Origin of the sequence: Azohydromonas aeria (genome assembly GCF_009760915.1) — a bacterium.
Classification (GTDB): domain Bacteria; phylum Pseudomonadota; class Gammaproteobacteria; order Burkholderiales; family Burkholderiaceae_C; genus Azohydromonas; species Azohydromonas aeria.
This window is the reverse complement of the sequence record NZ_VIDQ01000012.1, coordinates 58,720-68,238: the sequence shown is the minus strand read 5'-3', so window position 1 is coordinate 68,238 and position 9,519 is coordinate 58,720. Positions and strand designations below refer to the sequence as shown.

The window sequence follows — 9,519 nt, the reverse complement described above, 5'->3', positions numbered from 1 at the left end:
CTCCTTCGCTTCAGGCCGCCTTCGGCCACGGCCGGCGCAGGAGCGGCGGCAGCGGGTCGGATGGGCTGCGGAACAGTTCCGGGTAGCAGCGCTGCGCCCAGGCCTCCGCTTCACAGACCTGGTGGCTGCGGCGGACATCGCAGTCCACGGCCGCGGCGTCGATGAGCCGGCTGCGCACGTCGGGCGGGAAGTGTTCGGACACCTCGCCGGGGCGCGCGGCGCGGGGCTTCAAGGTGCGGAACTCGCTCAAGGGTTCTCCTGGGAATTTGCAGCGGCAACAAGCACCGCGCGGTGCTGCTCAGCCAGTCCGGCATCTGTCGGACAGGACGGCACGAAGGGATTGGCCAGCAGCATCACGATGGCCGCTGCAGTGGCGCCGGCGACGACAAGGCCCAGGGCGAGCAGCGCCAGCAGCGAGGGCGTGAAGACGTAGAGGGTGCGGCTCACGGCTTGCGGGCCGACGACACGGCCCCCTGGTAGATCGCCTCGTAGATGCCGCGCAGCCACTTCGTGACCACCGTCTTGGCCAGCACCAGCACGTCGCCGACGACGCTGCTGGCCATGCTCACAGGCCACACCACCATCCAGTGCACGATGCGCCTGGTCTGGTTCTTGGGCGCCAGGTAGCTGTGATCCTTGGCGTCGGGAATCAGCGCAACCCGCTCATGCACGTAGCGCCGGTATCGCCAGATGCTCCACAGCACGCCGACCGCGGCGTAGGCCAGCGCGCCGTAGAGCACGATGCGCAGCGGCACGCCGAAGAAGAGGTAGGCCACGAAGGCGGTGAAGGCTGTGACCAGCAGCGCCGTGCCGGTGCATTCAAGCGCCTCGAAGAAGATGGCCAGCAGGAGCAGCACCGCCAGCGCAGCCCAGTTGAGCATGTAGCCCGTGACCAGGCCGAGGAAGAAGTCCATGGGGGAGGTCCTTTCTGATGCGCGCTCAGGCGCTCTTGTCGTGGCTGGTGGGCTGCTGCGGCGCCTGGCGCAGCGCGGCGCGCAGCTCGCCCCAGATCGCACCCTCAAGGTTCAGGCGCGCAGCCCAATGGGCGTTCTGGTTGTTCACGCTGGGCGACGCCTGCTGCATGCAGGCGGTCTTGACGACGGCACGGATTGCGGCGCCGATGGGCTTGGGCAGTTCGCCGTCTTCCAGCGTCGCACCCGGGTCCGGTCGCCGTTGCCGAGCGGCGGCATTGAGTGCTTCGAGCAGCCACAAGGCATACCGCTCGCGCGCCTCATCACTGCCGAAGTCGCCACTGACCTTGATCGTCACGTCGTGCTCGAAGTCGTCGCTGGCCAGCGTCATCGGGTACTCGACGCGCTCGATGAGCCACGGGCCCTTGTCCGCCGGCGCGCCTTGCACGTTGCTGGCCACGAACTCGGCTGCGCTGGTGTAGCCGCTCGCGCGGGCGGTTGCCTCCAGTGCCATCGCGCGGAAGCCGGCGATCTGCGCCATGGCGCGGCGGGCGAGTTCCGGCAGCCCGCTTGCGCCCCATTGGCCACACTTCTCCTCCTCGGTCAGCAGCGGCATGAGCGCGTTGACCACCTCGGCCTCGCGCTTCGTGCGCTCGGCCATGTCGTCGCCGAGATCGCTGGCGAGCTTTTGCCACTGCTCCAGCGTGCCGCCGTGCAGCACGGCGGGTGCGGCCATGGCGGCGAGCTCGCGCAGGGCGTCGGTGATCTCCAGCCACGTGCGTGCGGCATCGCCTTCGGGCGTGTCGTGCTCGCGCCCCTGCTGCCCTTCGGCCACGGCCAGGTTCCAGTAGCGCCCGATGAGCGATTCCAGCTGGGCCACGAGGTCGGCGGCCCGCATCGGTGCCGGCACGGCGACCTGCGCCGCGCGGAAGCACGCATTCCAGCCATCCCGGTAGTCCGCCGGGACGTGCGAGGCCTGCGGGTGGAAGGGAAGGAACTCGTCGCCGCACTTCCACTGCTGGGCCGGGTCGAGCTTGGGTTGCGGCGCCTTGTCGAATGCCCGGCCGCACCACCCCGTCCATGCCGCGCGACTCAGCGGGCTGCCCCACTGCGTCAAGGTGGCCTCCGTGGGATTCAGCGCGACCCAGCCCCGGGCCCACTTCTCGAACCGCAGCCGCTGCTCCTGCTCCGCGAAGCGCGGACGCGCCTTGCCACCCTCTTCCGGGGCTGGAGGCGTCTGCAGCAACTTGCGCAGCGCTTGCAGCCGCTCGGTGATGTGACCCGGCGGGATGCCGTGCTCCGCGCACAGCGCGTGGGCCTCGCTGAGCCAGGGCGCGGTCGGGTCGGCGTCGGGCTGGACGGCCCCCAACTGCGCCAGCAGGGTGTCGCGCTCGGCCTTGGTGCTCTCATAGGACATGTGCAGCCACTCCACGCGCTGGGCGTAGTCGCCGCTGAGCCAGTCCTTGGAGCCTGCGTAGAAATCGTCGGGCAGAGGGTACGCCGCAGGAATCCGTGCGGCAGCAGCAGCCAGCAGCACACGCGCGTGTCCGCCGATGCCGTGCGGCTTCAGCGCGCCCTCGGCGTCCAGGCTCAGCAGCGCGTCGATGCAGCCAATGAGTTGCGCGTTGTCGCCGCAGAACTCGTCGGCGGGCGGCGCCTGCGGCACTTCTGGCCCGACCACGATCCCGGCGGCCTTCATGGCGGCATCCACTGCCGCATCCAGGTCGGTGTCGTTGAGTGCGGTCCACATGCCAGGCCCCTCGCACACGAAGATGTTCTGCACCGCGCCGACCACGTCCATGCTGTCGTCGGCGTGGTCGAGGCGGTGCGTCTCGTTTTGCGTGTCGCGCAGCCAGCGGTAGCGCATCGCGTCGGCGCAGAACGCTTCCAGCCGCTCGCGCAGGTAGGCGTTCTCGGTGCGCAGCCGCTCGATCTCGTCGGCCGCGCGCTGGCGCAGCTCGGCCGCAAGCGCCGTGAGGCCCAGGGTGTTGCGCAGGCGGGGCACGATGTCGGCGCTCACGCCCGCACCCCCGACACGGAACTAACCCCCAGCGGCTCCCCGCCCAACTCCCCCCGCGAAGCCGACCCCTCCCCCCGTCCCTGCCCAGCCTGCATTTCCTGGCTTCCCTTGCCTCCCCCTTCCTGCGCCCCGCCCGCGGCCAGCGCCTGGTGCTCGGCCAGCAACTGCTCCTTCGTGAGCCCACGGCGCGCGGCCTCGGCGTCGTACTGCGCCTCGATCACGTCGGCCACGCCCTGCAGGTACGCCTCGACCCACACCCACGGGCCCCAGGCCTCGGCGCCGTGGAAGTCGCTGCCCATGGCGCGCTTGCGCGCCTGGTAGGCGTAGGCCTGCTGCAGGTCCCACGGCGGGGGTGTCGTGGGGTCGGCCCGGCGCATCTGGGCGAGAGCCAGGATGCGCTGCGTCGTCAGGGGTCGGGGGTCGGGGGTGGCGTCGAGGACTTCGTCCCAGGTTCGAGGCTGGATGAAGGGGAAGACGATTTGCGCGGGAGGGGGTGGGGTTTGGTCGGGCATCGGGCGGGGGTCGGTCGGGTCGGGGTGAAGGGGGGTTGTGTTCCGTGTATGTGCTGTGGGTCAGGTCTTGGGCTGTTGCGCGTTGTCGCGGGCGCGCCTGGCGAAGAAGGCGCCCAGGGCGCGCGCCCTCAGCGCGTTCCTGGCGTGCGCGCGGGCGCGGCGCTCGACGCGCTGCTGCGCGCGGTCGAGCAGCCACCAGGCCGCGGCCAGCAGGGCGAGCACGGGGATGGAGAGGAGGATGGCGGCGAGGTGGTGCTTCATGCGCGAGGCTCCTCGTGCTGCTGCGGCGCCCGGCGCGGGATGCACAGCGGCTGCGTCTCGCCGCTGCAGTAGCCCTGGCGCTTGAGCCAGGACCACTCGGCGCCGTCGAACCCGCAGTGGCGGCAGCAGGCGTCGTCGTCGAACTCGTGGCGCTGGATCGTGGTGGGCGGGGTGTTGCGGTCAACCACGGCCGACCTCCTGCGCAGTGACCGCCACGGCCAGCGCCGAACGCGCGTGGCTGGTGACGCCGTAGAGCGGCCCCGGCGACGCCTTGCGCCCCACGGCCTTGTCCTTGCCGGGCCCGAACAGGTCCACCAGCGCCTGCCAGATCGTCGCGTCCGTGGCCTTCTGGCTGCGGCACAGGTGCGACTTCACCTCGGCGCGGTACACCAGGCGCACGGCCTCGGGGTCGCGCCACGCCTGCTGGAAGCGGCCCACCCAGCGCACGGTCTCGAACACCTCGCGGCCCACGGGCATGCCGTAGCTCGCCACCATCTCGATGGCGCAGGAGGCGACCTGCGCACCACGCCCGTAGCAGGACACCAGCGCCAGCATCCGGTCGTTGGGCAGCACGCCGCTTTCAAGCACGCGGCGGCCGTCGAGCAGGCAGAAGCCGGTCTGCTCGGTGCCGGGGTCGAGGGCGAGGATGGCCGTCACGTCTCAACCTCCATTCCGAGCGTGAACTGCTCCGCCGGCTCCTGCGCGCGGCGCCACTTCGCCCATGCCTGCCCTACCGCACCGGAGCCCGGGAACAGGTCGTGGAAGTCGTCGCCGGGCTGCAGGTTCAGGCCCTCGAACACCCAGAAGCTGAAGCGCTCCGGCTTTGCGCCGGGGAAGCCCTTGCGCATGGCAATGGGCTCGCTCAAGTGATCGCGCCAGGTGTCCTGCTCGACGCTGCGAGATCGGGCAGGCGAGAAACTGAAGATGACCGGCTCCCAGGTCCAGGCCCTGGTGACGTTGCGCTTGAACGCGGCGAAGGGCTTGACCCAGGCGCCTACCCGCACCCCCCCCGGACACATCTTCAGGATCGTGGCCAGCGACGGCTCGTGCAGGCTCAGCGCCCAGCAGTCGAACTCGTCGCACAGGCGCTGGATGAGCCGATGGTGCGTGCGCGGGTCGTCGTAGTCGGCCGCCTGCGGGTGCAGCGCGCCGTAGTGCTTCTGGCCGCAGCCGAGATACGGAGGGTCGGCAAAGGCGGCGCGGATCATGCGGCACCCCGCTTCACCAACTCCAAATCCGCTTCCCACGCGAGCCCTTCCGACACGTTCCCGCCGGCGAGGTGGCACCACCAGAAGGCCCGGCCGCCGATCTCGCCGCGCCAATCCAGCACGCAGCGCACACCCTCGTTGCCGTGGGCGCTGCGCGTGATGCGGCAGAGGTCCAGGGGCTGAAGATCCATCACGCCGCCCTCGCCGCCTGCAGCGCCAGCATCAGCGCATCGACCTCCTCGTGCCGCAGCGAGGCGGCGAAGCGCACGGCGCAGTCCTTGCCCGTGGCGATCACGTTGACGCCCTCGTGATTCGACCAGTTCGTGGTCACCACGGCGAAGCCTTCGCGGCCCTGCACGAACACCTCGGTCGTCGGGGTCTTGATGGTTTCGAGGCTCACCATGCCAACTGCCCCGCCAGCGCCAGCCACTGCGCATCGGACGCGCGCACCGCGCTTGCGCACCAGCGCAGCCACCAGCACCACCAGGACACGATTGCCCGCTCAACGGCCGTCATCAGCATCAAGCACCCCTTGTCGGCCAGCGACGGCCACAAACACGACCAGCACGGTGATGAGCGACCAGTACGCCGCCTCGATCACGTCGAACCCGAAGAACTCGGCCACGGCTCAACCTCCGATCCAAGGAAAGTCCAGCGACACCATCAGCAGCGCGGCCAGCATTGCGCCGATGGCCACGGCAGCGAATGCCTGAATTGCGGCGCGCAGCATCAGAAGCCCTCCGCTGCGCGGCGCATGGCGGCGCGCAGTTGCTCCACCTGGCGCGTGAGGTCGCGCACGATTTCCTGCGGCTTGCCTGCAATGCGCAGCACCTCGTCCTCGCCGTTGCTCCAGCGCAGCGGGCGCAGGCACTCATCGGCGATGGCCAGGCGCGGGCCCTGCAGCGTTCCGCCGTGGTCCCTGACCCAGCCCTCCACCACCCAGCCCACGGCTTCGCAGAAGTAGCTCTTGCCGTCGATGCACTCAGCGGTCCGGGACGCCCGCAACACCTGCACCACGGCGCCACGCCCGGGCTCCGCGTAGGGCGCCTTCACCATGGCGACATCGCCCGGCTTCACGTTCGTGCTCACGGCATTGCCCTTTGCCGCGCCAAGCGCTCGGCGGCAGCCCGCGCGTTGGCGGCGCCGACGTAGCCCTCGCCGAGTCCGTCCACGTGGTAGAGCTCGGCCCCGAAGTAGCTGCGGATCTCGCCCAACACGCGGCCCGTGCCTTCAGCCTTCAGCACTTCCCTGCCCTTGCCCATGAACGTCCAGACGGCGCCCTTGATGGGGTCGTTGCTGGGGTCCATGCCGTTGAGCCGCATCAGGTCGAGGTACTGGTTCGCCATTTGCGCCAGGTACGCCATCGAGCGCCCTGCGGGCGAGTCGTGGTCCGCATCAAGGCAGTCGGTGACCAGCGCCAGGTGCATCTGCACCTCGTCGGCAAGGGTGGCGGGTTTCGGGCTCATCAGCCAAGTCCTCTCGTGATCCACGTGATGTGTCCCAGGCGCAGCCGCAGCTCGGCCTCCTGGATCAGCCACGCCAGCGTGGCCTGCGTGCAGTCCTCGTGCTCCAGTTGCGCTTCGTGCAGGTCCGTGCAGGACAGCAGCGCCTGGTAGCCGGGGCCGTCGAGCACCCAGGACACCGGACGGCGGGCGGCTTCCATGCGCTCCACGCGCTCCTTGAGCCGGCGCAGCGCGTCCTTGGCTTCCTCCACCAGCGGCAGGTACTCCGCGCCGATGCCGCGCTCGGCCAGCAGCCAGGTGGCGGTGACCATCTGCCCCATGCGCTCCGCATCGCGGCGCACACCGCGGCCGTGCTTCATGGCGCCGAGGCTGTCGAGATACCAGTAGCAAAGCCGCGTCTGGTCGTCGCGCGCCAGCGTTCCCTGCGCGTCCGGGAGGATGTAGCTGCGGAACTGGTTGTAGTCGGGGATCGGCCCGAGCAGGTTCTGCACGACTTCGGCGATGGGGGTGAGCAGGCTTTGCATTACGCGGCCTCCCTTTCGTGGTTGCTGCAGGCCGTCTCGCCCGCCAGCGATGCCGCCAGCGCGAAGACGCTGGCGTTGCGCGCCACGGCCCGGTCCTTGCCGCGCACGCCCTGGTCACAGGGCCGCTTGCCGAGCTTGATGAGGCTCATCACGGAGCGGCTGATGCCGAACTCGCGGGCCAGCGCCGCAGCCGTCTCGCCTCCCTCAACCATGCGGCGGCGCAGCTCGACCGCCTGCTGCGGCGTGATGACGCGGCGCCTGGCCGCGAACTCGCGCAGCATCGGCGTGAAAACCTCGCGGAACACCTCGGACAGGCCGTGCTGGCGCAGGTAGGCACCACGCTGCGCCCGTGTGCCGCTCATGGCGTGCGCCGGGTTCACGCAGTCCAGCGACAGGCATGCCGCCTTGGCCCAGGCGATGTGCGATGCCGGCACCGGCTGCTTGCGCGCCAGGTTGAGCGCTGCACGGCGGCCGTTGTGCACGGTGTCGCACTCGCTGCGCGGGTCGATGTAGCGCACCGCCGGCAACTCGTCGCCCTTGCGGCGCGAACGCGTCCAGTGCCAGCAGCCGCTGGCGGCATCGACGCGGCACCACGCCTTCAGGTCGGCCAGGCTGCGGATGCGAAACGGGCGCTGCGCCGCGTCGTTGGCGACAGCCTCGGTGGCGGCCTGCGCCACGGCCTTGCGCCGCGTCCTGGGCTCGTCCTGCGGCGCGCACGCCGGGCAGTGCCACCACAGGCGGTTTACGAAGCGCCAGCGCCGGCCCTGCGCATCAGGCCCCTCGGGTTTGATCGTGCGGCAGGCGTCGCAGCGGCGCGTCATCGTCATGCCGGGGCCGGCGATGGGCGCGGAGAAGGCCGGCGCGGGGTTGGTGGTTTCGACGGGTCTCATGCCGAAGCTCCGGTGGGAACGGCAGCGCCAGCACCGCCCAGCGCCACGCGCTTGCGCTTCCACGCCTTGGCCTCCTGGGCGCGCGCAGCCGCAGCGTCTGGGTCGAAGCTGGCGCGGTCAGCGTCCATCGCGGCCTTGGTTTCGGCTGCGGTAGGCGTTGGGCACACCGGCGGCGGCGCGGCGTCACGGCGGCTGCCGCCGTACTCGCGCGGCGCGGTCGGCTTGCTGGTGTTGGCGGCCTCGGCAGCGGCGGTGCGGCGGTCCTGCACCACGCTTGCGACGTAGGCCACGATGTCGCCGATCGGGCCGGCGCCCTTTTCCTTCGACCGCTTCAGCGCCTGGCGCACCTCGCCGCGGGTGACCTTGTCGGCGATCCAGCGAGCCAGCGTCTTGCGGGTGCGCTCGCAGGTCGAGTCCACGTCGTGGCCGCGGTCGGCGAAGAACCGCAGCCACTGGCTGGGCTTCTCTGCGGTCTGAGGGTCGTCGAGGTCGTCGTCTAGTGAGGGGGTGCCGCCAGCGCCCGCCTCGTGCGCGCCCTCGTGCGTGTGTGCGGGCGCGCTCGCGCGGGGGTCGTCGTCGTCAATTGTTCCCTGCTCCTGGAAATGCTCCTGTTCTTGTTCTTGGCTTGCATGGGGCATCGAAGGGGCTTCCAAGTGGCTTGCGATCCACCCGGAAGGGAAGCGCTTGCGCGTCATGTGGAAGTTGCCGCCATATCGCTCGAAGAAGGCCACGAGGTACGGGCAGTCCGGCACTGCGTCGTACTCCTTCTGCACGCCAGTCACGCGCTTGTCGCCGGGACTGAGTTCTTCAGCGATCTGGTACAGGGCCATTTCATGCACCCAGACCATCTCCGAAGCCTCATCGTAGGAACAGAAGTTGGCTTCGATGCACCTCTGAAGCCCCTTCGTAGCCCCTTCAATGCCAAGGCCGGTTTCGTGGGCCATGTAGAGCATTGGCTGGTAGTACAGCCCCAGCATGTTTGAGTGCGGCGAACTCATCAGGTACAGCGCCACCACGACAGCCTCGGAACCCTTCTTGCGGATCGCGCGGCCGGTGGCGCTGCTGGACCAGAACTGCGGTCCGATCTGGGCGTACTTACGCATGACGCACCCCCTTCCACTCGGCCAGTGTTTTTGCCCCCTTGGACGTATTGCAGGGCTTGCAGGCGGTGGCCAAGTTCTCAAGCGCGTCGGTTCCGCCGCGAGCACGCGGGTGGACGTGGTCGCACTCAAGGTCTTCTGCGCTCCCGCAGTAGACGCAGCGGTGTCCGTCGCGCTCAAAAACCTTGGTACGCAACGCATTCCATGCCGACGGACTTGCGGCAGGGCCTCGACCCGCGCGCGGCTGGCGGGCGCCACGTGCGAAGCGCTGACGCCTGTTGGCAGTCCTTTCCGGCATGGATGCCGGCGGCGGGAATTCACTAGCCGGCTCGCGGTGGTGCGGGTTCTGGTGTTTGGCGAAGTTCACCACCTGGATCAGCCGCATGTCCTTCACCTGGTAGCGCAGCACGAAGCCGAAGCGCTCCAGCTCGGCCAGCAGCGGCTCGGCGTCGATGGAGTCGAAGGCGAACAACTCGGCCTTGATGCGCTTCGGGCGGTCTTCCAGCCGGCCCTCGCGGTCAGCGAGTTGCCATAGGCCGATGAACAGCAGCCGCGCCCAGGGCGAGCACTCGGCAAGGTCTTCGTTCTTGAAGAACCCGGTTTTGATGTTGCGGGCGCGTGCCATGGCGT

Annotated in this window: 18 protein-coding genes; all 18 read right to left on the bottom strand. The window is 69.7% G+C overall.

Going from position 1 to position 9,519, the window contains the following annotated elements:
- Positions 1–10: 10 nt before the first annotated feature.
- Positions 11–250 (bottom strand): hypothetical protein, encoded by a 240-nt coding sequence (locus FJ694_RS09920; protein ID WP_157266518.1) that lies wholly within the window; start codon positions 248–250, stop codon positions 11–13.
- Positions 247–447, bottom strand: a complete 201-nt coding sequence (locus FJ694_RS09915) for a hypothetical protein (protein WP_157266517.1) — start codon at positions 445–447, stop codon at positions 247–249. Before FJ694_RS09915 ends, FJ694_RS09920 begins: the two co-directional genes overlap by 4 nt.
- Positions 444–914, bottom strand: a complete 471-nt coding sequence (locus tag FJ694_RS09910; RefSeq protein WP_157266516.1) for a hypothetical protein — start codon at positions 912–914, stop codon at positions 444–446. The genes FJ694_RS09915 and FJ694_RS09910 overlap by 4 nt, the downstream gene beginning before the upstream one ends.
- 25 nt (positions 915–939) lie before the next feature.
- Complete coding sequence (locus FJ694_RS36665; RefSeq protein WP_198320785.1) at positions 940–2,931, bottom strand: hypothetical protein; 1,992 nt, start codon at positions 2,929–2,931, stop codon at positions 940–942.
- Positions 2,928–3,308 (bottom strand): hypothetical protein, encoded by a 381-nt coding sequence (locus FJ694_RS37770; protein ID WP_157266515.1) that lies wholly within the window; start codon positions 3,306–3,308, stop codon positions 2,928–2,930. Before FJ694_RS37770 ends, FJ694_RS36665 begins: the two co-directional genes overlap by 4 nt.
- 195 nt (positions 3,309–3,503) lie before the next feature.
- Complete coding sequence (locus tag FJ694_RS09895) at positions 3,504–3,704, bottom strand: hypothetical protein (protein WP_157266514.1); 201 nt, start codon at positions 3,702–3,704, stop codon at positions 3,504–3,506.
- Positions 3,701–3,892 (bottom strand): hypothetical protein, encoded by a 192-nt coding sequence (locus FJ694_RS09890; protein WP_157266513.1) that lies wholly within the window; start codon positions 3,890–3,892, stop codon positions 3,701–3,703. Before FJ694_RS09890 ends, FJ694_RS09895 begins: the two co-directional genes overlap by 4 nt.
- The gene (locus FJ694_RS09885; RefSeq protein ID WP_198320784.1) at positions 3,885–4,361 is read right to left on the bottom strand and encodes a hypothetical protein; all 477 of its coding nucleotides are present in this window, start codon (positions 4,359–4,361) and stop codon (positions 3,885–3,887) included. The genes FJ694_RS09890 and FJ694_RS09885 overlap by 8 nt, the downstream gene beginning before the upstream one ends.
- Entirely contained in the window at positions 4,358–4,912 is a 555-nt protein-coding gene (locus FJ694_RS09880) for a hypothetical protein (protein WP_157266512.1), read from the bottom strand. The genes FJ694_RS09885 and FJ694_RS09880 overlap by 4 nt, the downstream gene beginning before the upstream one ends.
- Positions 4,909–5,103, bottom strand: a complete 195-nt coding sequence (locus tag FJ694_RS09875; protein WP_157266511.1) for a hypothetical protein — start codon at positions 5,101–5,103, stop codon at positions 4,909–4,911. The genes FJ694_RS09880 and FJ694_RS09875 overlap by 4 nt, the downstream gene beginning before the upstream one ends.
- The gene (locus tag FJ694_RS09870) at positions 5,103–5,315 is read right to left on the bottom strand and encodes a hypothetical protein (protein WP_157266510.1); all 213 of its coding nucleotides are present in this window, start codon (positions 5,313–5,315) and stop codon (positions 5,103–5,105) included. Before FJ694_RS09870 ends, FJ694_RS09875 begins: the two co-directional genes overlap by 1 nt.
- Positions 5,316–5,414: 99 nt before the next feature.
- Positions 5,415–5,537, bottom strand: a complete 123-nt coding sequence (locus FJ694_RS37580; RefSeq protein WP_259373158.1) for a hypothetical protein — start codon at positions 5,535–5,537, stop codon at positions 5,415–5,417.
- A gap of 104 nt (positions 5,538–5,641) precedes the next feature.
- On the bottom strand, positions 5,642–6,001 hold the full coding sequence (locus FJ694_RS09865) for a hypothetical protein (RefSeq protein WP_157266509.1): 360 nt from the start codon (positions 5,999–6,001) through the stop codon (positions 5,642–5,644).
- Complete coding sequence (locus FJ694_RS09860; RefSeq protein ID WP_157266508.1) at positions 5,998–6,378, bottom strand: hypothetical protein; 381 nt, start codon at positions 6,376–6,378, stop codon at positions 5,998–6,000. Before FJ694_RS09860 ends, FJ694_RS09865 begins: the two co-directional genes overlap by 4 nt.
- Positions 6,378–6,899 (bottom strand): hypothetical protein, encoded by a 522-nt coding sequence (locus FJ694_RS09855; RefSeq protein WP_157266507.1) that lies wholly within the window; start codon positions 6,897–6,899, stop codon positions 6,378–6,380. The genes FJ694_RS09860 and FJ694_RS09855 overlap by 1 nt, the downstream gene beginning before the upstream one ends.
- Positions 6,899–7,789: a helix-turn-helix domain-containing protein gene (locus FJ694_RS09850; RefSeq protein ID WP_157266506.1), complete on the bottom strand. Its 891-nt coding sequence runs from the start codon at positions 7,787–7,789 to the stop codon at positions 6,899–6,901. The genes FJ694_RS09855 and FJ694_RS09850 overlap by 1 nt, the downstream gene beginning before the upstream one ends.
- Positions 7,786–8,892: a hypothetical protein gene (locus FJ694_RS09845; RefSeq protein ID WP_157266505.1), complete on the bottom strand. Its 1,107-nt coding sequence runs from the start codon at positions 8,890–8,892 to the stop codon at positions 7,786–7,788. Before FJ694_RS09845 ends, FJ694_RS09850 begins: the two co-directional genes overlap by 4 nt.
- A complete protein-coding gene (locus FJ694_RS36660) occupies positions 8,885–9,514 on the bottom strand; it encodes an HNH endonuclease (RefSeq protein ID WP_198320783.1) in 630 nt (209 codons plus the stop codon). The genes FJ694_RS09845 and FJ694_RS36660 overlap by 8 nt, the downstream gene beginning before the upstream one ends.
- Positions 9,515–9,519 lie beyond the last annotated feature (5 nt).